At 65.2% G+C, this 25,176-nt stretch carries 23 protein-coding genes, 1 tRNA gene and 1 pseudogene; 8 read left to right on the top strand and 17 right to left on the bottom strand.

Annotation, left to right across the window (positions count from 1 at the left end):
• The first annotated feature begins 2 nt into the window (after nucleotides 1-2).
• Nucleotides 3-1,070 (top strand): sn-glycerol-3-phosphate ABC transporter ATP-binding protein UgpC, encoded by a 1,068-nt coding sequence (ugpC, locus tag EN862_RS23470; RefSeq protein ID WP_127865935.1) that lies wholly within the window; start codon nucleotides 3-5, stop codon nucleotides 1,068-1,070.
• 7 nt (nucleotides 1,071-1,077) lie between these two features.
• Entirely contained in the window at nucleotides 1,078-1,959 is an 882-nt protein-coding gene (locus EN862_RS23465) for a MurR/RpiR family transcriptional regulator (RefSeq protein WP_127865934.1), read from the top strand.
• Nucleotides 1,960-2,128: 169 nt separating this feature from the next.
• On the opposite strand, the gene EN862_RS23460 is transcribed toward EN862_RS23465, so the two are convergent.
• A complete protein-coding gene (locus EN862_RS23460) occupies nucleotides 2,129-2,440 on the bottom strand; it encodes a DUF167 family protein (protein ID WP_127865933.1) in 312 nt (103 codons plus the stop codon).
• Nucleotides 2,440-2,739: a YggT family protein gene (locus EN862_RS23455; protein WP_112129074.1), complete on the bottom strand. Its 300-nt coding sequence runs from the start codon at nucleotides 2,737-2,739 to the stop codon at nucleotides 2,440-2,442. Before EN862_RS23455 ends, EN862_RS23460 begins: the two co-directional genes overlap by 1 nt.
• A 139-nt stretch (nucleotides 2,740-2,878) precedes the next feature.
• On the opposite strand from EN862_RS23455, the gene EN862_RS23450 reads away from it, so the two are divergent.
• Together EN862_RS23450 and EN862_RS23445 are read left to right on the top strand one after the other, a co-directional pair.
• Nucleotides 2,879-2,954 (top strand) — tRNA-Ala (locus EN862_RS23450).
• A 174-nt stretch (nucleotides 2,955-3,128) separates the two neighbouring features.
• A complete protein-coding gene (locus EN862_RS23445) occupies nucleotides 3,129-3,572 on the top strand; it encodes a hypothetical protein (RefSeq protein WP_127865932.1) in 444 nt (147 codons plus the stop codon).
• A gap of 197 nt (nucleotides 3,573-3,769) precedes the next feature.
• On the opposite strand, the gene EN862_RS23440 is transcribed toward EN862_RS23445, so the two are convergent.
• The 7 genes from EN862_RS23440 to exbB form a co-directional block, all read right to left on the bottom strand.
• Nucleotides 3,770-4,099 carry a hypothetical protein gene (locus tag EN862_RS23440; RefSeq protein ID WP_127865931.1) on the bottom strand — a complete coding sequence of 110 codons (330 nt, stop codon included), beginning with the start codon at nucleotides 4,097-4,099 and terminating at the stop codon, nucleotides 3,770-3,772.
• A 271-nt stretch (nucleotides 4,100-4,370) separates the two neighbouring features.
• Nucleotides 4,371-7,427, bottom strand: coding sequence for an AsmA family protein (locus EN862_RS23435; RefSeq protein WP_189401493.1), 3,057 nt, complete (start codon nucleotides 7,425-7,427; stop codon nucleotides 4,371-4,373).
• 124 nt (nucleotides 7,428-7,551) lie between these two features.
• Nucleotides 7,552-8,046, bottom strand: a complete 495-nt coding sequence (locus tag EN862_RS23430; RefSeq protein ID WP_127865929.1) for a hypothetical protein — start codon at nucleotides 8,044-8,046, stop codon at nucleotides 7,552-7,554.
• A 94-nt stretch (nucleotides 8,047-8,140) separates the two neighbouring features.
• The gene (locus EN862_RS23425; protein ID WP_127865928.1) at nucleotides 8,141-9,535 is read right to left on the bottom strand and encodes a multicopper oxidase family protein; all 1,395 of its coding nucleotides are present in this window, start codon (nucleotides 9,533-9,535) and stop codon (nucleotides 8,141-8,143) included.
• 99 nt (nucleotides 9,536-9,634) lie between these two features.
• Nucleotides 9,635-10,630: an energy transducer TonB gene (locus EN862_RS23420; protein ID WP_127865927.1), complete on the bottom strand. Its 996-nt coding sequence runs from the start codon at nucleotides 10,628-10,630 to the stop codon at nucleotides 9,635-9,637.
• Nucleotides 10,627-11,130, bottom strand: coding sequence for a TonB system transport protein ExbD (gene exbD / locus EN862_RS23415; protein WP_127865926.1), 504 nt, complete (start codon nucleotides 11,128-11,130; stop codon nucleotides 10,627-10,629). The genes EN862_RS23420 and exbD overlap by 4 nt, the downstream gene beginning before the upstream one ends.
• Nucleotides 11,131-11,135: 5 nt before the next feature.
• Nucleotides 11,136-12,089 carry a tonB-system energizer ExbB gene (gene exbB, locus EN862_RS23410; protein WP_127865925.1) on the bottom strand — a complete coding sequence of 318 codons (954 nt, stop codon included), beginning with the start codon at nucleotides 12,087-12,089 and terminating at the stop codon, nucleotides 11,136-11,138.
• A 259-nt stretch (nucleotides 12,090-12,348) separates the two neighbouring features.
• Here exbB and EN862_RS23405 point away from each other — a divergent pair, with 259 nt between their 5' ends.
• From EN862_RS23405 to EN862_RS23395, 3 genes are all read left to right on the top strand, one after another.
• Nucleotides 12,349-13,023 carry an isochorismatase family cysteine hydrolase gene (locus EN862_RS23405; RefSeq protein WP_127865924.1) on the top strand — a complete coding sequence of 225 codons (675 nt, stop codon included), beginning with the start codon at nucleotides 12,349-12,351 and terminating at the stop codon, nucleotides 13,021-13,023.
• Nucleotides 13,024-13,153: 130 nt separating this feature from the next.
• Complete coding sequence (locus EN862_RS36980; RefSeq protein ID WP_127865923.1) at nucleotides 13,154-13,480, top strand: antibiotic biosynthesis monooxygenase; 327 nt, start codon at nucleotides 13,154-13,156, stop codon at nucleotides 13,478-13,480.
• On the top strand, nucleotides 13,477-14,391 hold the full coding sequence (locus EN862_RS23395) for a sigma-70 family RNA polymerase sigma factor (RefSeq protein ID WP_348632084.1): 915 nt from the start codon (nucleotides 13,477-13,479) through the stop codon (nucleotides 14,389-14,391). Before EN862_RS36980 ends, EN862_RS23395 begins: the two co-directional genes overlap by 4 nt.
• A gap of 2 nt (nucleotides 14,392-14,393) precedes the next feature.
• On the opposite strand, the gene EN862_RS23390 is transcribed toward EN862_RS23395, so the two are convergent.
• Both EN862_RS23390 and EN862_RS23385 read right to left on the bottom strand, forming a co-directional pair.
• On the bottom strand, nucleotides 14,394-15,332 hold the full coding sequence (locus EN862_RS23390; RefSeq protein WP_127865921.1) for an LLM class flavin-dependent oxidoreductase: 939 nt from the start codon (nucleotides 15,330-15,332) through the stop codon (nucleotides 14,394-14,396).
• Between the two features lie 150 nt (nucleotides 15,333-15,482).
• Nucleotides 15,483-15,638, bottom strand: coding sequence for a hypothetical protein (locus tag EN862_RS23385; RefSeq protein ID WP_127865920.1), 156 nt, complete (start codon nucleotides 15,636-15,638; stop codon nucleotides 15,483-15,485).
• 278 nt (nucleotides 15,639-15,916) lie between these two features.
• Between EN862_RS23385 and EN862_RS23380 the strand changes: the two genes are divergently transcribed.
• On the top strand, nucleotides 15,917-16,684 hold the full coding sequence (locus EN862_RS23380) for an SDR family oxidoreductase (RefSeq protein WP_127865919.1): 768 nt from the start codon (nucleotides 15,917-15,919) through the stop codon (nucleotides 16,682-16,684).
• A gap of 207 nt (nucleotides 16,685-16,891) precedes the next feature.
• Here EN862_RS23380 and EN862_RS23375 read toward each other — a convergent pair whose 3' ends face one another.
• The 6 genes and pseudogenes from EN862_RS23375 to EN862_RS23340 all read right to left on the bottom strand — a co-directional run bounded on the left by EN862_RS23375 (nucleotide 16,892) and on the right by EN862_RS23340 (nucleotide 25,154).
• Nucleotides 16,892-17,836 carry an ABC transporter permease gene (locus EN862_RS23375; RefSeq protein WP_127865918.1) on the bottom strand — a complete coding sequence of 315 codons (945 nt, stop codon included), beginning with the start codon at nucleotides 17,834-17,836 and terminating at the stop codon, nucleotides 16,892-16,894.
• Nucleotides 17,833-18,888: an ABC transporter permease gene (locus tag EN862_RS23370; protein ID WP_127865917.1), complete on the bottom strand. Its 1,056-nt coding sequence runs from the start codon at nucleotides 18,886-18,888 to the stop codon at nucleotides 17,833-17,835. The genes EN862_RS23375 and EN862_RS23370 overlap by 4 nt, the downstream gene beginning before the upstream one ends.
• Complete coding sequence (locus EN862_RS23365; protein WP_127865916.1) at nucleotides 18,888-20,408, bottom strand: ABC transporter ATP-binding protein; 1,521 nt, start codon at nucleotides 20,406-20,408, stop codon at nucleotides 18,888-18,890. The genes EN862_RS23370 and EN862_RS23365 overlap by 1 nt, the downstream gene beginning before the upstream one ends.
• A gap of 250 nt (nucleotides 20,409-20,658) precedes the next feature.
• Complete coding sequence (locus EN862_RS23355) at nucleotides 20,659-21,684, bottom strand: BMP family protein (protein WP_127865915.1); 1,026 nt, start codon at nucleotides 21,682-21,684, stop codon at nucleotides 20,659-20,661.
• A 327-nt stretch (nucleotides 21,685-22,011) separates the two neighbouring features.
• Nucleotides 22,012-24,085: pseudogene (locus EN862_RS23345) on the bottom strand (3-hydroxyacyl-CoA dehydrogenase NAD-binding domain-containing protein).
• Between the two features lie 478 nt (nucleotides 24,086-24,563).
• The gene (locus EN862_RS23340; protein WP_127865913.1) at nucleotides 24,564-25,154 is read right to left on the bottom strand and encodes a hypothetical protein; all 591 of its coding nucleotides are present in this window, start codon (nucleotides 25,152-25,154) and stop codon (nucleotides 24,564-24,566) included.
• Nucleotides 25,155-25,176 lie beyond the last annotated feature (22 nt).

Below are 25,176 nucleotides of genomic sequence, written 5' to 3'. Positions count from 1 at the left end.
CCATGACCGACGTCCAGTTCCGCAATCTGTCGAAATCCTTCGGCCAGCACAAAATCCTGGAAGACATCAACCTTGACATCCGGACCGGCGAGTTCGTCGTGCTGGTCGGGCCGTCCGGCTGCGGCAAGTCCACGCTTTTGCGCATGCTGGCGGGACTTGAGACGATCACCTCCGGCGATCTCGTCATCGGCGGCATCCGCGCCAACGACCTGCCGCCGCAGAAGCGCAACATCGCTATGGTGTTCCAGTCCTACGCGCTGTTCCCGCATCTGAAGGCATCGGAAAATATCGGCTTCGGCCCGAAGATCCGCGGCGAGAAACGCGCGGCGATCGACGACAAGGTGAAGAAGGCGTCCGGCGTGCTCAACCTCTTCTCCTATCTCGACCGCTATCCGAGGCAATTGTCGGGCGGCCAGCGTCAGCGCGTCGCCATGGGTCGCGCCATCGTGCGCGAGCCTTCAGTGTTTCTGTTCGACGAGCCGCTCTCCAATCTCGACGCGCAATTGCGCGTGCAGATGCGTACCGAGATCAAGGCGCTGCACCAGCGGCTGAAATCGACCATCGTCTACGTCACCCACGACCAGATCGAGGCGATGACCATGGCCGACCGCATCGTGGTGATGGATCGCGGCCGCATCCAGCAGGTCGGGCAGCCGCTGGAGCTCTATGACCGGCCGGCCAACAAATTCGTCGCCGGCTTCATCGGCTCACCCTCGATGAGCTTTGTCTCGGGCGCGCTGAGGACTGCGGGAGCCAAGTCCTGGTTCGAGACAAAGGGCGGCGGCCGGCTGGCGCTTGCCGGCGGCGCGGCTTCCGGCAGCGACACGGTCGAGGCCGGCATCCGGCCCGAGCATTTCGTGGTCGGCGCCGGTGACGAGGCCATCGCCATCAAGGTCGATGTCGTCGAGCCGACCGGCTCGGAAACGCATGTCTATGGTTCGGTCGGCGACGACACGGTGCGCGCGGTGTTTCGCGACCGGCTGCAGGTCAAGCCCGGCGACCGGCTGCCGGTGAGCGTCGATCCGCGCAACATCCACCTCTTCGACAAGGCGACGGGCCTGCCGCTGTGAGAAGACGATGAAGAGCCCGGCCGACATCATCACCCGCCTGCAACTGATGTCGCAGGACGGCACCAAGTCGGACCGCCGGCTGGCCGGGTTGGTGCTTTCCGACCTCGATTTCGCCTCCAAGGCGGCCATCTCGGAGATCGCCGCGCGCGTCGGCGTCAGCGAGCCGACGGTCACCCGCTTCTGCCGCAATCTGGGCTGCGAAGGTCTGCGCGATTTCAAATTCTACTTGGCGCAGGCGATCGCCATCGGCGGCCAGTATCTGTCGCCGGAGCCGCTCAGCCGCGATGCGCGCGAGCAGCGCATTGCGTCCGCCATCACCGAGGCGGCGATCGCCGCCATCCAGCGCGCCAGCGAAAATCTCGACATGACCACGCTGATGGAAGTCGCCGCCCGGATTGCAAGCTCCGGCAATGTGCTCTGCATCGGCTCCGGCGGCATCTCCTCGATGATGGCGACGGAGATGCAGAACCGGCTGTTCCGGCTCGGTCTCTCGGCGCTCGCCCAGACCGACGGCCAGCTGCAGCGCATGTATGCCGCCGTCGCCACGCCCGAGACCACGCTGCTTGCCTTCTCGGTCTCCGGCTATGCGCGCTCGGTGATCGAAGCGGTCGAGGTCGCGCAGCAATACGGCGCCGCCACCGTCGCCATCACCGCGCCGGACTCGGCGCTGGCCAAGGCAGCAGACACGGTGATCCTTCTGCAGTCGGTCGAGGACGGCAACATCTACAAGCCGACCTCGTCGCGCTACGCTCTGCTGGCCATCGTCGACATGATCGCCACCACGGTGGCGGAATCGCGCGGACCGAAAGTGCTGGAGAATCTGCGCCGCATCAAGCAAAGCGTGAACACGCTCAAGGTGGACGATCCGAAGCTGCCGCTGGGGGATTGAGCGAAGACTCACCCTCACCCGGATTGCCAACCGAATTGCGATGAGCAATTCGGGGCAATCCGACCTCTCCCCAAGGGGAGAGGAGCAGGTCGGCGCCGGCGCCAACCTCTTCTCCCCGTCGGGGAGAAGGTGGCCGCATAGCGGCCGGATGAGGGGGGCGTCGCCAGCGTTATTTGCTGAGCGTCTGAAGCCGCTCCACCAACTCAGCCGCATCCCCCACCATCCGTAACGTCTTCAGCCGCGAGGTGCCGCCGGCGACCACGGAAACGGCCGAGACCGGCACGCCCAGCGCCTTGGCCATCATCCGTTCCAGCGCTTGATTGGCGGCACCGTTCTCCGGCACAGCGCGCACGCGCGCTTTGAGATGACTGCGCCCGTCGGCGGCGGTCTCGACGCCGTCGACCCGGTCGAGCGCCGCCTTTGGCGTCAATCGCACGAAGAGGTCGATGCCGTTGTCGCGCGGCCGAAACGGTATGCTCATCAGCCGCCGGTCACGACCCAGGACCAGACCGTGGTAACCAGGAACTGCCGGATGAAGAAAAGGATCAGCAGCAGGATGATCGGCGAAATGTCGATGCCGCCGAGATCGGGCATGAAGCGGCGGATCGGGCGCAAGGCCGGCTCGGTCAGCCTGTAGAGCATGTTGCCGACGCTGCCGACGAACTGGTTGCGCGAATTGACGACATTGAAGGCGTAGAGCCAGGAAAAGATCGCCGAGGCGATGATGATCCACCAGTAGATATCAAGCGCCATGACGATGGTCTGAATAAGGGCGATCATGCCGGTCTCCAAATTGTCGCCGACATGTAGCCACTGCCAGGCGTGCGGGCAAGGCCCGCCCGGCCACGGCTTGTGTTTGGCCCGGTCTTTCGCCTTGACATCAAACGGCCGCGACCGATACAAGCCGTTCCGCTGGAACGGGGCTGTAGCTCAGCTGGGAGAGCGCATCGTTCGCAATGATGAGGTCAGGGGTTCGATCCCCCTCAGCTCCACCAGCCAGCACAAGTCTGTGCTCTCGTCGCTTCCGCCTTCCTCGCTCGCCATTTCGTGACCGCCGGATTTCGGGCCGCGTGCCTGGAACCAATGGCGGGGCAATTCGGTTCAGCTATACATTTGAAGCCGACGTGCGCGGCCGGTTGGGCAAGCGGCGATCCTTGAGGAGTTCCATCATGCAGATTTCATCCAGGTTCCGGTCCGTCGCGGTCGCGGCAATCGCCGCCGTGGGCGTGAGCATTGCCAGCGCGGCGCATGCCGACACCGGCACGATCCGCTTTTCCGTCTACAAGGCGGCCTTCTTCATCGGCGGCTCCGGCGGCGAGGGTACGCTGACCTTCCATGGCAAGCGCTATCCGATCTCCGTCGGCGGCGTCTCGGGCGGCCTCGCCTTCGGCGCGTCCAAGACCTATTTCCAGGGCACGGTGCGCCGCATCCGGCGCGCCAGCGACGTGACAGGAGTCTACGGTGCGGCCGGCGGCGGCGGCGCGGTCGGCAAAGGCGCCCAGGTGATCGTCATGACCAATGACAAGGGCGCCCAGCTCGAGCTCACCGGCAGGCAGGTCGGCCTGCAGGTCAACGCCGATCTCAGCGGCATCAGCATCGCGCTGAAGCGGTAGAAGACGCGGCTCCCCGATCTTCAGATGGGCCGGCAAAGGCGCTGGCTGGCGCCGGATGCTGGCCGCTGGAGGCAAAAGGCACGCAGGCAGGCCGCTTGGCACGAAGCGCGGCTCCGCTCCATCTCCTTGTTCTGTCGCAATATCCAGGCGGAAGGCTACGGCGAAGTCGCCGAGCCTACCGCTTTGCTCCAGGCTGCTCAATCGTCCCAATCATCCCAATTGTCTTCATCCCGCGGCGGGTAGTTGGGAACGACCCGGATAATCGGCCGCGGACGCTGATAGCGCCAGTAATATTCGTCCGGCGGCTGCGGCTCATAGGTGCGATAGACGGGCCGGTAGTAGTGCTTCGGCTTCCAGTGCTTCTTGTACGACCGCACGCAGTAGCCGTCCTCGGTCAGGTAAGCGCATGTGACATGCGCGTCCTGCACCAGACTATTTCCGGCCGGCACGCCGAATATCGGCGCCGCCTCGACCGCCGGCATCACCGCCAGCATGGTCCCGGCAAGGGCAAGAGCAGATAATTTCATCGGCCTCTCCAACGTCTCCAGACTAAGGCCGGAAGAACGTCCCGATTGGGGGCGATTTGCGGCGGCCGAGATCACTTTGATTTTCGGCCGCACATATGAGCGTCAGATCATGTACCGCGCCGGCTTCAGGCTGAGGTGACGAGAGCGACCGCTGTCTTTCGCGATGGGCGTTTCGGCCAATCTCCCACGCATGCCACTTGCCAATGCGAGCCGAGCCGACCAGTCAAAATCCCTGTGCAGTGCCACTAGCGATCCCGGCGCACCCCTAACGCTAGTTCGCCAGCTGATCGAGAAGCGTGTCTATTTCGCCTTTCTTCGGAGCTTCGGGCGAAGCAGGGGCGGGTTGGGGGTCGGCTTGCGGATCGACGGGGGCGGATTCCGCCGCCGGCGCGGCGGCTTCGGTCTCGCTGCTGGTGTCCGAACTTGTCGGCGGCGTCGCGTTTTCCGTATTGCCATTGTCGGGCGCCGCGGCTGCTTCCGGAGCGGCGGGTGGCGCCTTGGGCCGGGGCGCGGCGTTGCGCAGAAGGTCGCCGATCAGATCCGCCGGTCCCTTGCCGGAGCCGTCTGCGTTCGAGCCTGTCTGGCCCGGGATCAGCTTGTCGAGATTGAGTTTTCCGGTCGGCAGACCGAGGCGGCTCAACATATCCAGCGCGCCCTGCGGGTCCTTGGCCAACGCGCTGAGATCCGGATAGGCACGGGGCGCTGAGAGCGGGCCCTGGACCACGACCGGCACCCCGACGCCCTTCACGGCAACGTCGCCTCCCTGCCCGGCGAGTGAAGCGACGACGCGAGGATTGAGCCGTATGTCGAGCGTCTGGTCGGCGAGGTCGATCCGGCCCGAGCCGTCCATCCGCACCAGCGGGCCCAGCAGGCTGATGTCCATCGTCTGGGCGACGCCGTTCTCGATCGCGAATGAGGCGCCGAGCGCGGTGAACGTCGTCTTCTTGGCCTGATCCTGCTTGAAGCCGCCGGCGAGCAGTCCGACCAGGTTGTTGTAGCACTCCGCTATGTCGATGCCGCGGAAGGCGCCGTCGCTGAATTTGGTCGCCGCCGTGCCGGCGAGGGAGCGGGCAAGCGATTTCGTGGTCTTTCCCGAGCCTGAGACCGCGACCGTCGCATCGAGCGTTCCTTCGATACGGTCGAAATCGGCCGCGTCATGAAGCAAGGGCGCAGCGGCCGCGCCGGTGATCGCGGTGTTGAGGGCCAGGGATGAGGCGTCGCCGGAACCGTCGGCGGTCATGTCCGCCGCAATCGTGCCGCCGTAGAAGGGGCTTTGCGGCACATTCAAGTGAGCCTTGCCGTCGGTCACCGTCAGGCTGGTCGCCACCGGCCCGGCAAAGACCTTTCCATAGCCAAGCTTGTCGGCCTGGATATCTACCTTGGCATCAAGTCCCTTGAGGAAGGAGAGGTCGATCGGCGCGTCGGTTGCCGTGCCCGGTTTCTGTTTGCCGCCGGCCACGGCCCCGCCGCCGCCGGCGAGCGCCGCAAGGTCGAGTTTCGCGATATTGAGCGAAGTCCGGATGGTGAGAGGCTCTCCCAGCTTCACCGAGCCTTGCCCTGACGCCTTGACGCCGTTCAAAGCGATGGCGGCTTTCTGGAAGGAGAATTGCTTTGGCCCGGCATCGACATCGCCCTTGAAGGCAAAGTCCTGCAGGCTGCGGGAAGCGCCCTGTCCCAACCATTGCATCAGCCTGTCTCCCGAGGGCGATGTGGCCGAGACCTGGCCCTTGAACGTCCCGCCACCCCCGACGGTACCGCTTATGCTGCCTTCGAGGTATTTGGAGGAGACCGAAAGGTTGATCGGCCCGGAGGCGTCGGCAACGGAGCCGCCGGCCAGAAAGGATGCGGGCGCGACCTGAGACTTGAACGTCACTGCCTGCCCCCGCCAGGCAAGCTTGCCTGTCACATCAACCGGCTTGCCGATGTCGCGAACCTTCGCATCAAGATTGAGGCCGGTGATGTCGTTGGCCGTGCGGTCCTTGGCATCGGCAAGCGCCGCAAGCGCAAGCTTGCCTTCGCGAATCCCGACCGTTCCCTGCAGATTTGCGCTGCCGCGGATGCGTTGCGCGGTGAGCCCGCGAAAAGCGAACCCCATATCGGCCGTGAGCTTGCCGGACAACGGCACGGATTGTCCGGCCAGCTTCGCAATCGAGCCGATGTCCAGCCCCGAGCTCGCAACATTGCCCCGTATGGTGGGAGGTGTTTCATCGACATTCGTCGAGGCATTCGCAGTGAGGCTTCCCGCGTCGAGCCCGAAATGCTCCAGCTTTGCCTCGAGATGTCCGTCGCGCAATGTTGCGGCGAGCTGGACGTCGGAAGCCCGTATCTTGCCGCCGATCAGTTCATCGATTGTCACGCTGATGTCGGCGTCGAAAGCGGCCAGCATGGCAAGGTCTGGCTCTCCGGAGGCGGCCGGAGGCTTGCCCTCGCTGGAACCGCCCTTTCCTATATCGCTCAAGGCGTCGATATCGACGCGCTTGGCCGAAAGGTCGGCGAAGAAGTGGTGCCGCGCGCCAGGCTGAAAGAGCGCATCCATCTGGAAGCTCTGGTCGCCGATATCGAACTTTCCGCCCTTGATCTGATAGCTGCCATTGCCGTTGAGCTGGATCTCGCCGCTGGCATGGAGGGAAGAGAACTTCGGAACCGGCGCCGGATCGAGCCGCGCCTCGATGGCGATCTGGGCCGGGAGCTGCCGCAGGATCGGCCGCAGCGCGGAAAGGCTACCGCTCACTTCGACGCGGCGGCCGTTGCTGGTGCCGGCCAATGAAAACGAAGTCTCGCGGTCGAGGTCCGGGACCCTAAGATCGGCGTCGATTGCCGTCACGGTGCTGGGCTTGCCGGTCGAAGCGCTCGAAGTAAGGGTGCCATTCGTTATGGTCAGCTGGTTGATCGCCAGCCGCTCGAGTGTATCGACGATGGCCGCGAACGGATCGGAGGGATCGGCCTGAGCATCCCGCGGTGCCGGAGCCGGCTCCGCGTTCGCCAAAGCGTTGAGCGCGATTGCCGGTTCCGTCAGCGCGACGGACTGTATCTCGAGCTTTTTCGACCATAGCGACGACAGGGTTATCGACGTCGAGAACCGTGGCGCGGATATCGCGATGCCGCCCGTGCCGGTCGAGAGCGAGATATCGTCCGCGACTACCGCCAGCCTGGGCAGCAGCGACAATCTGACCGGTCCGTCGAGCCGAATGGTCATTCCGGTCGCGGACGACAGTTGCCGGCTCAATTCGCCACGAACCCAGTCGGTCGAAACAAGTGCGGGCAAAAGCAAGAGCAGCCCAATCACAAGAACCACAGCTACGGTGAGTGCAGCGACGATTTTTCTCACATCGACCAGCCAAAATGATCGGAAGAATCAGTATCGTCGAGCATACATGCTTCCGGCACCCGACTGAATCCTGCCGAACCACGAGCCGCGCGCCGGACGAATTTCGGACTGGTCCAAGTCCCACTCACCTGGAGACTGCCGTCGCCTTGTGATTGCGTTGGCGCGCATAGGCCACGCAGGCGTCGACCGTGCTGACGCCGAGCGCATCGATGCTGTTCGGCAGGTTGTTGTCGCCGGCATAGGCCACTTCGGCGACATGGCCGCCGACCATGCGGATCTGCGTGTTGCAATAGCCGCCGGGAGCGACGTTGACCGACCCTCCAACCGCGGGGATCGCGCCAACGGCCATGGTCGGCACCGCGATGCTGAGATTGCCGCGCTGCACGGTGCGCTGATAGGTCCAGATCTGGCCGGAGGCTCCCGTATCGGCCGTTGCGGTCGGAAAGCCGGCGCACATGCGCACATCGGCCTCGCTGAGACCGACCATCTCCTTGCGGGCAGCGGCCGTGGTGGGATCGACCTTGGCGATGCTCGACGTGTCGTTGGGGATGACGCAGGACGACAGGATGGAGATGCCTGCCGCCACAAGGGCAAGTTTTCGAATGCGCAAAAATGTCATGCCGTCGGTCGGAGTTGCGTGTCGCCCGCCTGCCAGTTGCCTACCTAGGCAATCAGGCGGCGCGGTCAACCCACCTCACGAAAACGAGACGCGCTCACATCACGCGAAAATAGCTCGTCATGCCTGTCTTCTGGTGCTCGATGATATGGCAGTGCAGCAGCCAGTCGCCGGGATTGTCGGCGACAAATCCTAGCTGCACCTTTTCATCGGGCTGGATGAGATAGGTGTCGGAGAGAAGCGGCTGCACCGCCCTGGTCGAGGACGACAGCACCTTGAAGCTCATGCCGTGCAAATGGATCGGGTGCGCGTGCGGCGTCAGGTTCTCCATGTCGATGATGTAGCTCTTGCCGAGCTTCAGCTCGGCGAGCGGCGCCGTCGGGTCGGGCGTGTCGCCTGGCCACGGCACCTTGTTGATCGCCCAGAAACTGTAACCGAGCGAGCCGCAGATGCTGTCGGCCGAAACGTTTTCCGCCGTGGCGCTCAGCGCCAGCGGAATGCGCCTGGCGCTGGAAAGGTCCACTTCCGCCACCGGATTGACTTCTAGCGGGCCGAGATCGCGCAGATCGTGCTTGAGCGATTTGCCGACGGAACGCAGCGTCGCCAGGATTTTCGGCTTGGTGCCCCGGACGTCGCGCAGGCTGACGATCGCGCCTTCCTCGTCGGGCATACGGATGGCAAGCTCCAGCCGCTGGCCGGGTCCGATCTGCAAGGCGTCCGGCGTAAAACGCTGCGGCACCGGGTTGCCGTCGAGCGCGATCACCGCCGCTTCGGCCCCGTCGACGCGGAAGGCGTAGATGCGGGTGACGTCGGTGATGGCGGCGCGCAGCCGCACCAGTCCGCCAGCCGGCGCATGGAATTGCGGCTGGTCGAGCCAATTGGCGGTGCGCACCGTGCCGAAGGTGCCGGCCTTGGCGGCGTCGCGTGGCCGGAACGCCTCGATGAACTGGCCATCGTCGCCGAGCCGCCAGTCGCGCAGGTTGATCACCATTTCGGCGTCGAAGGCGGGGTCCTTCGGGTTCTCGACCACGATCACGCCGGTCAGGCCGCGACCCATCTGGACCAGCGTGTTGCAATGCGGGTGATACCAGAAGGTGCCGGCATCGGGCGGGGTGAAGGCATAGTCGAAATGGTCGCCCTGATAGACATAGGGCTGGATCAGGAACGGCACGCCGTCCATCTTGTTGGGAACGCGGATGCCGTGCCAGTGAATGGTCGTCGGATCATCGATGCCGTTGATCAAGCGCGCGGCAAACGCCTCGCCTTTCCTCATTCGGATCACCGGCGGCGGACCTGCCTCGCCATAGGTCAGCACGTTCTTCGTCGGCGCGCCGTCCATCAGCCGCGCCTCGATGCTGGCGGTCTTCAGGGTCAGCGGCTCGGGCGTGGGCGCGGCGAGTCCCGTCAATCTGCCGAAGGCTGCGGCACCGGTTCCGGCGAGACCGGCGACGGCTGCGGTTTTGAGAAGAGTGCGACGGGTTAGCATGGTCATAGGGCTTTCGAATGAGAAGGCTCTTGGCGCAAATCAACATAGAGCCGATCGCTTGGGGCACCTATCGCCGATAGCATGACATCCACGAAGGCGATCTCCTTAATCCTGAACATAGAAATACAATGGCGCCGTTACGCTGGTGCCGGCCTTTTCGGGCGGGGGCGCGGGCACGGTCGCGCCTTGAAGGGCACCCAGCGCGGCCCGATCGAGATCCGGGTCGCCCGAGGAACGCGCCAGCCGGACGGAGCTCACGTTGCCGGAAGCGCCAACGACAAAAGTCACATTGACGGCACCTTCGACCCGTCTGGAACGTGCCGCGCTCGGATAGCGCGTATGTCGGCCCAACCACGATCTCAGTTGAGCATTCCACTTGGAACTGTCGCCGGACCGCGAGGCTGCCCCGGTCGATTTGGGGGCAGCCGCCTTGCCCTGCGCCTTTGCATCGATGCTGGCTGTTATGGATGCTCTCGGGGGCGCCGTTTTTTCCTTCTTCGGCCGCTCCCTCGGTTTGTCGAACGGCTTCTTCTCGACCTTCTTCTTCGCTTCGATCGGCCTGTCCGCCTTAACGTTCCTTTCGACCGGTCTCGGCTCCGGCAATGGGACGACGACGGTGGGATTGATCGCCTCCAAGGGGTCCGGCACGACCTCTTCCAGCGGTTGCTGCCCGCTCAGCGCCGCCATCTTCTGGACCGCCGGCTCGGCTTGCTCGATCTCTTCCGCTTTCTCGGTCTCGACCGGCGGCTCCGCTACGGGCTCGGGTTCTTCCACCACGGGCTCGGGCGACGGGTCGGTCACGGGATGCGCCTCGACAGGCTTGTCCGTTGGCTCGACGATCGGGTCGGGTTGATCCGGTGTCAGCGTGTCCAGCATGGCGGCATCGTCGGCGCTGACAGGGGCGATAGGCAGCGGCGCCAACTCGACCGCCAGCGCGGGCAGCGAACCGCCGTCCTGTGCGTCGGCGAAGCTCAAGCGCTGCAGACCATAGCCGGCCACGACATGCGCGGCGAGAACGATCGCGGCGGCGCTCGTCCACAGGCCGGCGTCGCGCGCGCCGAAGCGCGGCTGGGACATTCGGGAAAGGGCGGCGACCGTCATCGCGCCGGGTTCCCGCCGGATGTCGGAGCTGGGTTCGCGCCGGCCGCAGGGGTTCCTGGCGCAGCCTGTCCGCCGGCGCTGCCCGTGGTTTCGAGGCCGACCAGCGCCGCCTTCAGATAGCCGGCGCTCCGCAGCAGGTTCATCACCTCCATCAGGTCGCCATAGCCGACCGTCTTGTCGGCGCGCAGGAAGATGCGCGTCTGCCTGTCGCCTTTGGTGCGGCTGTCGAGCATCCCGGCGAAGGCCGGACGCGGCACGCTGTCATTGCCGATCGCCAGCGTGAGGTCACTTTTCAGCGTGAGGAACAGCGGCGTTTCGGGGCGCGGCGCGGGCGTCGCCGTCGATCCGGGAAGGTCGACATTGACGTCGACGGTCGCGAGCGGTGCCGCGACCATGAAGATGATCAGAAGCACCAGGATGACGTCGATGAACGGTGTGACGTTGATGTCGTGGCTTTCCTCGAGATCGTCGCCGGCCGTCTCGCGAATGCGCGCCGCCATCGCCGTTACTCCGCCGCCATGGCCGTCGCCGGCGGCACCGTGCGGAAATCGAGATCGCGGCTGACCAGCCGCTCGACGCCGGCGGAGGCGTCGGCGAGGATCTGCCTGTAGCCGGCTATCGAGCGCGCGAAGGCGTTGTAGATGACCACGGCCGGAATGGCCGCCATCAGGCCCATCGCGGTCGCAAGCAGCGCCTCGGCGATGCCCGGCGCCACGACGGCGAGGTTGGTGGTCTGCGCCTGCGAGATGCCGATGAAGGCGTTCATGATGCCCCAGACGGTGCCGAACAGGCCGACAAAGGGCGCCGTCGAGCCGATCGTGGCGAGCAGGCCGGTGCCGCGCGACATGCGCCGCGCCGCCGCCGCTTCGATACGCGAAAGCCGGGAGGCGACACGTTCCTTGAGACCTTCGCCGGACACATGGTCGAGCGCGCCGGCCGAGAGCGCCCGTTCTTCTTCGGCTGCCCGCACCAGCAGCGCGCCCGGATCGCCGCTGTGGCCAAGCTCGCGGCCGGCCTGCATCAGCGTCGCGGCGTTGCCGATCGCATCGGCGGCGCGGCGGGCCCTCAGCTTGCCGCCGAACACCTCCAGCGACTTGGCAAGCCAGATCGTCCAGGTGACGAGAGACGCGAAGGCCAGCCCGACCATGACCGCCTTCACGACGATGTCGGCATTCATGAACATGCCCCAAGGCGAGAGGTCATGCGGCAGTGTCAGCGAGATGGAAGGCTCTTCACCGGCGGCGCCGTTCGGAGCCGTTTGGATGCCTGGCACCGCCGGCACGGCCTCAGCCGGCATTCGCGCCGCGGGCGGTGGATCAGCGGTGGATGCGGAAGGCGCGGAGGCGGCCGCAGCCGGACCGGTCGCCGGCGGTGTTGCCGGCTGCTGCTCAGCCACGGCTATCCCAGCCGAAGAGATCATGGATGCGGCCATCGCCGCGAACAGAACGCTCCGGGACAAGTCTCGTCCTCGCTTTGTCATGGCACGAACCGGCGGATTGTCGGCTGGCTGGTGCGAACTTCGGTCACGGCTTTGCGCCATGCGCTGCCGACTGAGTATGAAACATGACTTTGATAGTCAAGATTAAGATCGGAATCAGGCCAACAAATCGGCGAAGGCCTGGTGTTCAATCGCCTCGGCGCGCTCGCCGGCCGTCACCAGAGGGGCTTCCGCCGCATGCCCGGCAGGCTATGCTCGATACCGAAGAAGGAGACCGCGGATGATCAAGGCGATACCATTCGACTTCCCCTATGACGGCAGGCTGGTGCCGCAACACACCGCGCTGCTGGTCATCGACCTGCAGGAGGATTTCCTGTCGCCGACCGGCTATTTCGCCAGGAAAGGTTATGATCCGTCGCCGCTGAGAGCCATCCTGCCGGCGGTCAACCGGCTGATTGCCGCGGCGCGCGCCGCAGGCCTCGCCGTCATCCACACAAGGCAAGGCTACCGCGCCGACATGGCCGACATGACGCCATACGAAAAATGGCGGCGCAAGCGGGCTGGCCTCGACGGTACCGATGTCCTGCTGCGCTCGGGTCCGGGCTTCCAGATCTCCGCGGAAGTCGACGTCGCGCCGCAGGACCTCATCGTCGACAAGACCTGCAACAGCGCCTTCACCTATACGGATCTGGAGATGGTGCTGCGCGCGCGAGACATAACGCATCTGCTTTTCACCGGTTGCACGACGGATGTGTGCGTGCACACCACCTTGCGCGAGGCCTGCGACCGCAACTTCCAATGCCTGACGGTTTCGGACGCCTGCGCCAGCGGCGACCAGTATGCGCATGAAGCGGCGCTGCACATGGTGACGGTCGAGGACGGGATCTTCGGCGCGTTGGCGGACTCGCAAACCGTCATCGCGGCTTTGCGGCAGCTCGCGGGCGCCGTGCGCTGAAAGTTATTTGCGGTGTCATCGAAATTTTTCCGCCCCACCGTTCCATTTCCGGTTCCGCCTTCGTCTTGAGGATCGTAACAGGTGTGAGAGCCGCGACGGCCTCCGCCCGCAGGACAAACGGAGCCGAGCCATGTCGACCACAGTGACCTTGATCAACGTCTTCACCGCCAAGCCGGGCAAGCAGCAGGAACTCGCCACGACGCTCGCCGAGGGCACGCGAAACTTCTTCAGCAAGCAGCCGGGCTCGTTGTCATCATCCGTGGTCGTCGGCGGCGACGGCAGCAAGGTCGCCAACATCTCGCAATGGCGTTCGGCCGAGGATATCGCGGCCTTTCGTGCCGATCCGCGTTTCGCCGACTACATGAAGTGCATCGTCGGGCTCGCAGCTGGCGAGAGCATGATGGGTCACACGACCTATTCGCATACGGGCGGGATCGAAGACCAGGAGGTTGCGTGACCGGTTTGCACGATCAGTCCGCCGCGACGACCGAGGCCCGGCTTCGCGCCTTCGAGCGCGAGGCCGCCGGCCTGAGGGCCAAGCTGCACCGCTACGCGTCGCGCATGGTCGGATCGGTCATCGATGGCGAGGACATCGTCCAGGAGACCCTGGCCAAAGGCTTCGTGGCGATCAGGAATGGCGACATGCCCGACAGGACCGAACCCTGGCTGTTTCGCATCGCGCACAACGCGGCGCTCGATTTCCTGCGCAAGCGCGCCCGGTTACGGGGCCGAGAGAGCGAGGTCGAGCTCGACACGATCGCCGACGAGAATTCGGCGCAGGACGCTCGCATCGCCGCCGAGGCGAGCCTAGCCGAGCTGATGCAGCTGCCGCCGGCGCAAAGATGCGCGGTCGTGCTGAAGGACGTGCTCGGCCACAGCCTGGAGGAGATCGGCGAAATCCTCGACACATCCGACACGGCGATCAAGGGCGCGCTGCAGCGCGGGCGCGAAAGCTTGCGCAAGCTGGCGGCCGCGCCGCGCATGGCGCCGCCCCGTCCGGCGCTCGACCGGCAGGACATGCGCCGCTTGGGCGACTATGTGGCCGCCTTCAACGCCAGGGATTTCGATACGCTGCGCGGTCTTTTGGCCGAGGACGTCAAGCTGGAGCTGGTCAATCGCCTGCGCGCCGACGGCAAGGAATTTGTCGGCAATTATTTCGGCCGCTATGCCGACGAAACGCATTGGCATTTCGCCACCGGACTTGTCGAAGGCCGGCCCGCCATCCTGGTCACCAGCCCGGAGCGTCCGGATGGACCGCCGCGCTACTTCATCCTCATCGATTGGGAAGACGGCCGGATCGCCGGCATCCGCGATTTCCTGTTCGCGGATTACGTGATGGACGGCCTGGGGTACTCCAGCACGCCGTGATTTCAGCCTATACGGTGTTCCGCGAAGCGGGATGAGGCAAACGCACCCGGCTGCGGAACCTCCGCCTCGCGGCGCGCCAGCGAGTTCGCGAGCAGCGTGATGGTTTCGCGCCCAATGCGGGCGATCTCGCCCGGACGGTCGATGCCGCTGATCATGAATTCCTCGATGCCGAGCGCGGCATAGGGCAAAAGCGCCAGGGCAATCCGCGCCGGCGGTCCGGCGATCTCGACCGCCTTGTGGTCCGGGGTTCCGCTCCAGCCATCCGCATGGATGCGGACCGGAAGCGCGAAGCGCAGCTTGCCGGCGCGGCCGTGCTCAGCGGCGGCGCTGCGGGCACGTTCGATCAGCTGTCGCACTTCGTCGGGCGAGCCGGCGGCCAGCTCGAAGACATCGGCATGCTTGCCGGCGACCTTCAGCGCGGTTCCCGACTGGCCACCGAGCCGGATGACGAGATCGGCGCCATGCGGCCCCTTGCGCGGCACGAAGCCGCCCCGGACGCTGTAGAAGGCGCCTTCATGGTCGAAGGGCCTGTCGTTCGACCAGAGGCGCTTCAGCAGCACCAGATATTCGTCGATGCGCTGCCAAACGACGCTGTGGCCGACCGGCCGCGCCTCGGCATCGCTGTCTTCCAGCGGCTCGCTCAGCATGCGAAGCGAAAGGCGTCCGCCGCCTCGACTGTCGAGCGCGGCGAGCTGCCTTGCCGCCACCGTCGGCTCGATCACGCCGGCCCAATGCGTCAGCACCACCTCCAGCGACCCGGTGCGGTCGAGCGTCTGCGCGGCGATGTCCATATTGGCGAGCAGGCCTGCCGGATCGTCCACCACCAGCCTGCGGAAACCGGCGTCCTCGATCAGCGACAATCTGGTCGCCGTCTCGGCGAAATCATAGAAGAAGCTGCCATTGGCAGCCTTACCGGGAACATGCGTGAACTCGATCGGCATTGCCATCTCCTCCATCACGTCGGCTTGCCCCGCTCCAAAGCGTTCGAACCAAATCCGCGGGCGCACGACAGCGCCCCGGCGTTCGGCCAGCTTTCCACTCCGGTTACGCAACTCAGCTTGTTTGACGGCGGGTCTCGGCCCGCCTTGAAATCAGGGGATCAGCCCCAGCACCACCGCGCCCGTGAACACGAATGCAAGCGCGAAGACGAGATAGGCGAAGGTACCGCCATAGGCGGGCCTCCAGCTCTGGTCGGCGGTCAGCCTTTGGCCCCTGCGGGCGGTCTGAGCGTTCTGGATATAGGACATATCGGCCTCCGTCTCAGGGCTTAATCTATAAAGTTAGTAGACTTTGTCGATTGCTATTTTTCAAGGATTTTTGGGAGAATGTTCTCATAGAGGGCGCAATCCAGGTAACTCATGCTCCTGCGGAGCGGAGCATCCAGGGAGCAGGCGGAGCATGGGCTGCCCGGCAAATGCCCGGGACCACGGGCTTTCAGCGGCAAACGGCATCGTTCGAGCGCTTGGCCATCCCCCGCACGACGCGGTAGCATCAAGGACACTTCACGGAATCCAGGGAGACGAAAATGGGTGGAAGGCTGGCGGGCAAGGTCGCCATCGTTTCGGGCGGCGCGACGGGCATGGGCGGGGCGGCCTCCGAGCTGTTCGCCGCCGAGGGCGCCAAGGTGGCGATCATCGACCGCAATGGCGAGGCGGCCGGCAAGACCGCCGCGGCGATCCGGGCGCGGGGCCATATAGCCCAGCATTTCGTGGCCGATGTTTCGGACGAGGCGCAGGTCGAGGTAGCCGTGAAGGCGGCGACGGATGAGCTCGGTCCGGTCACGGTCCTGTTCAACCATGCCGGCACGATCGTGATAAAGCCGTTCCTGGAGACGACGCTGCAGGAATGGGACTGGCTGCATGCCGTCAACGTGCGGTCGATGTTTTTGATGACGCGCGCGGTGCTGCCCGGCATGATCGCCGCCGGCGGCGGCTCGATCGTCTGCACCTCGTCGATCTCGGCGGTGGCGGCGACGCCGAACGAGGTGCTCTACGACACCACCAAGGGCGCCTGCCACATGTTCGCCCGCGCCATCGCGGTGGAGTTCCGCGACCGCAACATCCGCTGCAACGCCGTCTGCCCAGGCTTCATCCGCACGCCGCACGGACTTCGCGAAGTGGCCGATCTCGGCAAGCTCGGCGTCGACGTCTCCGATGCCGCCATGGCCGCACAGCAAGGCCGCATCGGCGAGCCGGAGGAGGTGGCGAAGGCCGCGCTGTTCCTTGTCAGCGACGAGTCGAGCTTCGTCAACGGCGCGCATTTGTTCGTGGATAATGCTTTCACGGCGATTTGAGGCTTTTCCTCGCCCCACGAAAGTGGGGAGAGGTGGCTCGGCGAAGCCGAGACGGAGAGGGGACGCCCTGCGTGAAGCCAGAACCGGCTGAGAATTTGGCGCAAACGCGGCGCAGAAAGAGCAACCATTCGACCGTCGGCGCAGCCCCCTCTCCGGCCGCTTCGCGGCCACCTCTCCCCCGCTTTGCGGGGGCGAGGAAATCCGAGCCTACCGCTCTTCCCTTCTGAACGGTTTCAGTAGCGCCGAGGGCGCCACCGCATTGCGCGACATGAAGGCCATGGCGACGATGGTGAAGATGAAGGGCAGCATCAGGAAGGTTTCGTAAGGGATGTGGCCGAGGCCGCTCGCCTGCATCCGGAGCTGCAGCGCGTCGACGAAGGCGAAGAGTAGCGCGGCACCCGCCGAGCGCCACGGGTCCCAGCGTCCGAACACGACCAGCGCGATTGCCACCCAGCCACGGCCCGAGACAACGCCGAAGGTGAAGGCGTTGAACTGCGCCATGGTGAGGAACGCGCCGGCAAGACCCATCAGCGCGCCGCCGAGGATCACCGCCTGGAAGCGCGTGGCGATGACGCTGACGCCGGCCGAGTCCGCCGCGCGCGGGTTTTCTCCGACCATGCGCACGGACAGCCCCCATGGCGTGCGGTAGAGCACGAAGGCGGCGAGCGGAACGGCGATGATCGCCAGATAGACCAGCGTGAACTGGTTGAACACGGCCGGCCCCAGGATCGGGATGTCCGAGAGCAGCGGGATCGGCACGGGCTTGAAGCCGTCGATGCTGGGCGGCACCGATTGCTGGCCGAAGATCAGGCGGTAGAGGAAATAGGCGAGACCGGATGAGAACAAGGTCACGCCGATGCCGCAGACATGCTGGCTGAGGCCTAGCGCCACGGTGAACAGCGCATGCAACGCGCCCATGAGGGCGCCGACAAGCACCGCCACGAGCACGCCGAGCCACAGGCTGCCACTCAGGCTCGCGGCTGTGAAGCCGGCCATGGCACAGAGCAACATGATGCCCTCGATGCCGAGATTGAGCACGCCGGCGCGTTCGGAAAACATTTCGCCGAGCGTCGCGAAAGCGAGCGGCGTGGCGATGCGGATGATGGCGGCGAGGAAGCCGACCTGGAAAATCTGCTCGAACACCGCGCTCATGTCTGCGCTCCCACGCGGCGGATGCGGTAGGCGGTGAAGAGCAGCGCCACCAGCATGGCAAGCAGCGCCGTGCCCTGGATGACGTCGCTCAGGAAAGCCGGCACGCCGGTCGCGCGCGACATCGCCTCGGCGCCGGTCATGACAGCGGCCAGGAAGATCGCCGCCGGCACCACGCCGAGCGGGTTGAGACGGGCGAGCATGGCGACGACGATGCCGGAATAGCCATAGCCCGGCGAGATGTCGCTCATCACCTGGAAATGCACGCCGCCGACCTCGCCGACGCCGGCCAGGCCCGCCAGCGCGCCCGAGAGCAGGGCTGTCGAGAGCAGCACGCGCTGCACGTTGATGCCGCCATAGCGGGCGGCTTCCGGGTTCTCGCCGGTGACGCGGATGCGGAAGCCGAGCGTGGTGCGGGCGATCAGGAACCAGCAAAGCGGTGCCGCGATCAGCGCGACGACGACGCCGAGATGCAGTCTTGTGCCTTCGATCAACACCGGGAAATTGGCCGAATCCTCGATCGGCGGCGAGATCGGATAGCCGGAAAAGGTGTCCTTCCACGGCCCTTCGATCAGCGCCATCAGCGCGTAATAGATGACCGAGTTGAGCAGCAGCGAGCTGACCACATCGTCGACCTTGAATTTGACCCTCAGCGTCGCCGGCACCAGCGCCACCAGCGCGCCGGCCGCGGCGCCGGCCAGCGCCATCAACAGCATGGCGAGGGTGCCCGGCATCGGGATCGCGCCGACGAAGCAGCTCGCCACCGCGCCGGCCAGCAGCTGGCCCTCGGCGCCGATGTTCCAGAATTTGGCGCGGAAGGCGATCGCCACCGCAAGGCCGGTGAAGATCATCGGCGCGGCGCGCACCAGCGTCTCGGTGATGGCGTAGCTGTCGCCGAGCGAGGCGGACAGCATGACGCCATAGGCCTCGATCACACCGGCGCCGGCGATGGCGATCAGGCCACTGCACAGAATGAGCGTCGCGGCGATGGCGATCAGCGGGAGCGCCAGGTTGAACCAGGCGGGTGTCGACGTGCGGGCTTCGAGGCGAAACATCAAGCCGCCTCCTCGGTGTGCCCCGCGCCGGTCATCATCAGGCCGAGCCTCGCGACGGTGGCATCCGCGCTGGGAAGCGTGCCAGCGATGCGGCCCTCATACATCACCGCGATACGGTCCGAGAGCATCAGCAATTCCTCGAGATCCTCGCCGATGACGATGATGCCGCAGCCCCTGGCGCGCATCGCCAGGAATTTCTCGTGGATGAAGCGGGCGGCGCCGATGTCGAGGCCGCGCGTCGGCTGCGAGACGATCAGCACTTTTGGGTCGAAGGCGAGTTCCCGCGCCAAAAGCGCCTTCTGCAGATTGCCGCCGGACAGCGCGCCGGCGCGGACCATCGGGCCAGGACAGCGTATGTCGTAAGCCTTGATCTGCGCTTCGGCGAAGGCGCGGATCGCCGTTGGGTTGAGCAGTCCTTTGCGGCTGAAGGCCTCGGTGCCGATGCGCGGCAGCACCATGGAATCGGCCAAAGGCAGGTTGGTCACCAGGCCGGTCGTCATCCGGTCTTCCGGAATGCGGCCGAGGCCAAGCGCCTGCAGCTCGCGCGGCGAGAATTGCGTGACTGTTTTGCCGGCTATCGTCATGGTGCCGGCCCTGGGTTGCAGCATGCCGGAAATGACGTCGGCCAGCGCCCGCTGGCCGTTGCCGGAGACGCCGGCGATGCCGAGAATCTCGCCCGCGCGGACGAAAAGCGAGACATCGCGCAACGGGGTGCCGGCGTGACCCGAAGTGGATATGCCATCCAGCGTCAGCACCGAAGCGCCTGGCGTCGAAGCCTCCCTGACCGGCGGCACGATTTCGTGGCCGCACATCAGCTTCGCCATTTCCGCCGATGTGGTGCTTGCCGGGTGGTCGACGCGGCCGGCGACCTTGCCGTGGCGCAGCACGACGCAGCGATGGGTGAGCGCCCTGACCTCGTTGAGCTTGTGTGAGATGAAGATGATGCCTAGCCCTTGCGCCGCCATCGAGCGCAGGGCGGCGAACAGGCCGTCTACTTCGCTTGGCGCCAGCACTGCCGTCGGCTCGTCGAGGATCAGAAGCTTCGCGCCGCGAAACAGCGCCTTGATGATCTCCAGCCGCTGCTGCTCGCCGACCGACAGAGCCGACACCGGCAGGTTCGGGTCGAGGCTCAGCCCATACTGCCGGCTGATCTCGGTGAGCCGGGCAAGCCCGCGCGCGCGGTCGATGCGGCCGGACTTGCCGGGAATGCCGATCAGCAGGTTTTCCAGCACCGTGAGGCGCGGGGCGAGGTGAAAATGCTGGTGCACCATGCCGATGCCGGCGGCCAATGCATCGGCGGAATTGTGGATGGCGACCGGCCTGCCTTCGACCAGGATGTCGCCGGCATCCGGCGCATAGGCGCCGAACAGCACGTTCATCAGCGTCGTCTTGCCGGCACCATTCTCGCCCAGCAGGCCGAGGATCTCGCCGGGCGCCACGCTGAGGTCGACGGCCTCATTCGCCTTGACGGCGCCGAAGCTCTTGGTGATGCCGCGCATTTCGATGAGTGGGGCGGACAAGGGTGCTCCCTGGATTTGTGATCCGGCTAACCGCCGAGGGCAGCGCGAGGCCCCCTCTCTGGCCTGCCGGCCATCTCCCCCTCAAGGGGGGAGATCAGATGTCACGCCGCCCTTCGCCACCTTCCAACGTTGAAAAGATCGAGCGTTGAAAGATCGAGCGCCGTCAACGGAACTGCCAATCTCCCCCCTTGAGGGGGAGATGTCCGGCAGGACAGAGAGGGGGGGCCTCGCGCCACCCCTCAACAATGCATCAATCCGAAACCGGCGTGTTCTCGTCGACGTCGACGCGGAAATTGCCTTCGAGGATCTCGGCTTTCTTCTTCTCGACCAGTTCCTTCACCTCGGCGGGCAGCGTCTTGTCGAACTTGTGGTAGGGCGCCAGATAGGAGCCGCCCTTGGCCATGCGCGAGAAGTCGCCATAGTCCTGCGCGGTGAAGACGCCGGCCTTGACCAGCTTGATCGCCTGCTCGACCGTCGGATACATGTCCCAGACTGGGCCGGTGATGACCGTGTCGGGCCCGAGGCTCGACTGGTCCGACATGTTGGAGATGGCAAGGATCTTCTTTTCGACCGCCGCCTCGATGACGCCGAAGCGCTCGGCATAGATGACGTCGACGCCGGCATCGATCTGCGCCACGGCCGCTTCCTTGGCCTTGGGCGGATCGAAGAAGGAGCCAATGAAGGCGACCTTCTTCTTGACGTTCGGATTGACCTCCTTGGCGCCGGCAAAGAAGGCGTTGACCAACCGGTTCACTTCCGGAATGCCCATCGCCGCGACGGCGCCCACCGTGCCCGATTTCGACATCTTTCCGGCGATCATGCCGGAGAGATAGGCCGGTTCATGGATCCAGTTGTCGAAGACGCCGAAATTCGGCTCGGCCGGGCCGGCGCCGGAACCGAACAGGAAGGCCGTCTTGGGGAATTGCTTGGCGGTCTTTCGCGATTCGCGCTCGGCGGCGAAGGCGTCGCCCAGCACCAGCTGGTAGCCCCCTTGCGCATATTCGCGCATGACGCGGCTGAAGTCGGCGGTCTGCACCTTTTCCGACCATTTGTATTCGATGCCCAGTTCCCTCTCGGCCTTCTGCAGGGCGACATGGATCTGGTTGTCCCACGGCTCCTCGATCGGCGTGGCGAAGATCGCCGCCACCTTCAGCTTCTTGTCCTTGGCGAAGGCCGCGCCGGGCAGCACGGTGGCCGCAAGGCCGAGCGCGCCAAGTTCCAGCAGGTTGCGCCGCGACAGGCCGGCGCGTTGCGTTTTGCTACGGTCGTTTTCCATTGAAGTGCCCCTCTGTTCGACAGCCGTGTCGAGCCGGCCGTTCCAAAAATGTCAGACGCCGAGGACTATGGAACGGTGGGTGAGATTTGTCCACATGGTCAAATTTGGTGTGTGGTCGCTGTGGAAGCTGGGAACGCTGGCGGGACAGCGCCCCCCTCTGGCCTGCCGGCCATCTCCCCCACAAGGGGGGAGATCAGCTGTCACGTCGGCTTTCGCCAATTACCGGCTTGGCAGGAAGAGCGAGGCGCCCAAGCTGCCAATCTCCCCCCTCGTGGGGGAGATGTCCGGCAGGACAGAGGGGGGCGCGAAGGAACGCGGCGTCTGCCCTTATCCGTTCGCTGCGCCTTCCCACGATCCCGTCTCGGCGAACCTTTTCAACGCCGGGGCCGGCTCGAAAATCGCCCTGCCGGTCCGCTCGTGCCAATACTCCAGCCGCTCGACGATCTTGCCGGCTCCTTCGAGACCCGCCCAGAACATTGGCCCGCCCTTGCCGATCGGGAAGCCGTAGCCATTGACCCAGACGACATCGATGTCGGACGCCCGCGCGGCGATGCCCTCAGCGAGGATTTTCGCCCCTTCGTTGACCAGCGGATAGAGCGTGCGCTCCATGATCTCGTCAGCGCCGATCTCACGCCGGGCGATTCCGAGTTCCGCCGCCTTAGCGCGGATCAGCGCCTCGACTTCCGGGTCGGCAATCGGCTCGCGCGCGCTGCTCTCATAGCGATACCAGCCGCGCCCGGTCTTCTGGCCGAAATGACCCTGCTCGCACAGGGTGTCGGCGATCAGGGCTGCCTGGCCACGCGCCTTGCGGTTGCGCCAACCGATGTCGAGGCCGGCGAGATCGCCCATCTGGAACGGCCCCATCGGCCAGCCGAAATCGGTGAACGCCTTGTCGACCTGGGCAGGGGTGGCACCTTCCAGCAGCAGCGCTTCGCTTTCGGCGCCCCGCGCGGACAGCATCCGGTTGCCCACAAAACCGTGGCAGACGCCGACGACGACCGCCACCTTGCCGATGCGCCGGGCGAGATCGGTGACCGTCGCCAGCACCTCGGGCGCGGTCTTTTCGGCGCGCACGATCTCCAGGAGCTTCATGACGTTAGCCGGCGAAAAGAAATGCATGCCGAGCACGTCTTGCGGCCGCGAGGTCGAGGCGGCGATTTCGTTCACGTCGAGATAGGAGGTGTTGGTGGCGAGGATCGCGCCGGGCCTGGCGATCGCGTCGAGCTTTCCGAACACTTCTTTCTTCACCGCCATGTCCTCGAACACGGCTTCGATGATCAGGTCGCAATCGGCAAGGACGGCATAATCGGTGCTGCCCTTGAACAGTTCGAGGCGCTTCTGCTTGGCCTCTTCCGTCAACGAACCGCGGCTAACGGAGACAGCATAGTTCTTCTCGATTGTCGCCAGCCCGCGCCGCAGCGCTTCCTCGCTGGTCTCGAGCAACGTCACCGGCAGGCCGCCATTGGCGAAGGCCATGGCGATGCCGCCACCCATCGTGCCGGCGCCGATGATGCCGACGCGGGCGATTTGGCGCTTCTGCAGGTCCTTGCCAGGAATTTTTGCCGCCTCGCGCTCGGCGAAGAACAGATGCCGCTGCGCCCGCGACTGGTCGCCCGAAACGAGTTTCAGGAAAAGCTGCCGCTCGGCGGCAAGTGCTGCGTCGAAGGGCAAGGTGATAGCGTTGCGCACGGCTTCGGCGCAGGCAAGCGGCGCTTCCAGTCCGCGGGCTTTTTTGGCCAGCTCAGCGGCTTGGGCGTCGAAGCTGGCGAGATCGGTTTCGGCAAGGCGTTGATTGCGCTCACGCACCGGCGGGAACGGCCCGCCGCGATCAGCCATTTCGCGAGCGAAACTAATCGCCTCCGCCAGCAGATCTCCATCGATAACCGCATCGGCAAGGCCCGCTGCCTTCGCCTCGCCTGCCGAAATCGGCGTTCCGGAAACGATCATGCCGAGCGCTTTCGCGGGGCCGACCAAGCGCGGCAGCCGCACCGTGCCGCCGCCTCCCGGCAAAAGGCCGAGCTTCACTTCCGGCAGGCCGAGCTTGGCGCCGCGATCGGCGACACGAAAATGGCAGCCGAGAGCCAGTTCCAGCCCGCCGCCCAGCGCTGTGCCGTGGACGGCGGCTACCGTCGGCTTGGCGATGGTTTCAAGCAAGGCGATGATGGTGCGCAGTTCGGGCTGCTGGACCGGCTTGCCGAATTCGGTGATGTCGGCGCCGGCGACGAAAGTGCGCCCGGCGCAGGCGATCACGATCGCCTTGACGGCAGGATCGTCGCGCAAAGCGGCGAGTGCCTCATAAAGCGGCTCGCGGACATGAAAACTCAGCGCATTGACCGGCGGATTGTCGATGGTGACCACCGCCACGGCCGTTGTCGTTCGCGACGCTGACAGAACTGGACAAGCGGACCTCCCGAAAACTTGCGACCGCGCAAGGGTTTACTAGCCACGCCGGCGAATGGGAACCCAACACGGCCTTGGCCCAATGATTGGCGGGAAGTTCCCCAGCACAGGGATTTTGAAAAATTGCCGGTTTTCTTGGCGCAAGATTTTCCGTTCATGTCCGTGAAATCAGCGCAAGCGCCGGGGATTGGTTGAAGCCGCCTCAACCTCGTCATTCTATGGCGGAGCAAGGAGCGAAGCGACGCGGCGCAGACCATAGAATCCATTCCGTGACTTGGAAGCGCCGCCACGGTGCGGAATTCTGCTCCGTTGCACGCCTTGGCGAAGGAAACGGCATGGATTCCAGGGTCTTCGCGACGGAGCTTCGCTCCTGCTCCGCCCTGGAATGACGATCGCGATGGGCGTTTCGGCCAATCTCCAAAGCATGCCGCCTACCAACGCGAACCGAGCCGACCGGTCAAAATCCCAGTGCAGTGCCACTAATTATCCACCCGGCCGAAGGGAGGCACGTCGCCGATCACTTCGCGCTTGTCCTTGCCGCAGACGAAGGTCTTCGCCTTCTCGTCAGCGAGCTTGCGCGCCTGGTCGTTGGCCTGCGGGTTGCCGGTGGCCAAAACCAGGCCGACGGTGCAGCCCTGATGGTCTTCCGGTTGCGCGACCTTGGCGACAACCAGCACATCGGTCGATTTCTTGTCGTCCTCGGGATTGCTGACCGACCGGCGATGGATGGCGGCGAAGGGGATTGCGACGTCGCCATTGGTCTCGATGCGCCATTCCACCTTCGGGCCGGAGCCGTTGAAGGCGGTGAAGCTCTCCCAGACCGCGGTCATGTCGTCGGACGGAAAGCCATAATAGACGGATTCGCGCGCATCATCGTAGCCGATCAGCACCGGGTAGCCGCGATAGCCCGAGCAGACGAGGCTCGCCCAGTCGCCATCGCCTTCCGCGGCCTGCGCGTAGGTCACGCAGTCCTTCTTGGAGTCGAGGTCGGTGTAGGCGCTGGAGATTTCGCCGGCCTGGGCCGCCTGGCAGAAACCGGCGAGAGCAAGCGGGATCAGAAGGGCACGCATCAACGGCAACTCCGTTTCGAGC

The organism is Mesorhizobium sp. M2E.F.Ca.ET.219.01.1.1, from assembly GCF_004016445.2.
Taxonomy (GTDB): domain Bacteria; phylum Pseudomonadota; class Alphaproteobacteria; order Rhizobiales; family Rhizobiaceae; genus Mesorhizobium.
Note: the sequence above shows the minus strand (reverse complement) of the source record. Positions and strands in the feature narration are given on the sequence as shown.

Coding starts and splice junctions, on each gene's coding strand:
- EN862_RS23460 (WP_127865933.1), bottom strand. CDS start 2,440: ATGAGCATACCGTTTCGGCCGCGCGACAACGGCATCGACCTCTTCGTG.
- EN862_RS23370 (WP_127865917.1), bottom strand. CDS start 18,888: ATGTTTCGCCTCGAAGCCCGCACGTCGACACCCGCCTGGTTCAACCTG.
- EN862_RS23420 (WP_127865927.1), bottom strand. CDS start 10,630: ATGACGGTCGCCGCCCTTTCCCGAATGTCCCAGCCGCGCTTCGGCGCG.
- EN862_RS23355 (WP_127865915.1), bottom strand. CDS start 21,684: ATGGAAAACGACCGTAGCAAAACGCAACGCGCCGGCCTGTCGCGGCGC.
- EN862_RS23385 (WP_127865920.1), bottom strand. CDS start 15,638: ATGTCCTATATCCAGAACGCTCAGACCGCCCGCAGGGGCCAAAGGCTG.
- EN862_RS23375 (WP_127865918.1), bottom strand. CDS start 17,836: ATGAGCGCGGTGTTCGAGCAGATTTTCCAGGTCGGCTTCCTCGCCGCC.
- EN862_RS23440 (WP_127865931.1), bottom strand. CDS start 4,099: ATGAAATTATCTGCTCTTGCCCTTGCCGGGACCATGCTGGCGGTGATG.
- exbD (WP_127865926.1), bottom strand. CDS start 11,130: ATGGCGGCGCGCATTCGCGAGACGGCCGGCGACGATCTCGAGGAAAGC.
- ugpC (WP_127865935.1), top strand. CDS start 3: ATGACCGACGTCCAGTTCCGCAATCTGTCGAAATCCTTCGGCCAGCAC.
- EN862_RS23380 (WP_127865919.1), top strand. CDS start 15,917: ATGGGTGGAAGGCTGGCGGGCAAGGTCGCCATCGTTTCGGGCGGCGCG.
- EN862_RS23430 (WP_127865929.1), bottom strand. CDS start 8,046: ATGACATTTTTGCGCATTCGAAAACTTGCCCTTGTGGCGGCAGGCATC.
- EN862_RS36980 (WP_127865923.1), top strand. CDS start 13,154: ATGTCGACCACAGTGACCTTGATCAACGTCTTCACCGCCAAGCCGGGC.
- EN862_RS23465 (WP_127865934.1), top strand. CDS start 1,078: ATGAAGAGCCCGGCCGACATCATCACCCGCCTGCAACTGATGTCGCAG.
- EN862_RS23390 (WP_127865921.1), bottom strand. CDS start 15,332: ATGCCGATCGAGTTCACGCATGTTCCCGGTAAGGCTGCCAATGGCAGC.
- EN862_RS23445 (WP_127865932.1), top strand. CDS start 3,129: ATGCAGATTTCATCCAGGTTCCGGTCCGTCGCGGTCGCGGCAATCGCC.
- EN862_RS23425 (WP_127865928.1), bottom strand. CDS start 9,535: ATGACCATGCTAACCCGTCGCACTCTTCTCAAAACCGCAGCCGTCGCC.
- EN862_RS23405 (WP_127865924.1), top strand. CDS start 12,349: ATGATCAAGGCGATACCATTCGACTTCCCCTATGACGGCAGGCTGGTG.
- EN862_RS23340 (WP_127865913.1), bottom strand. CDS start 25,154: ATGCGTGCCCTTCTGATCCCGCTTGCTCTCGCCGGTTTCTGCCAGGCG.
- EN862_RS23455 (WP_112129074.1), bottom strand. CDS start 2,739: ATGATCGCCCTTATTCAGACCATCGTCATGGCGCTTGATATCTACTGG.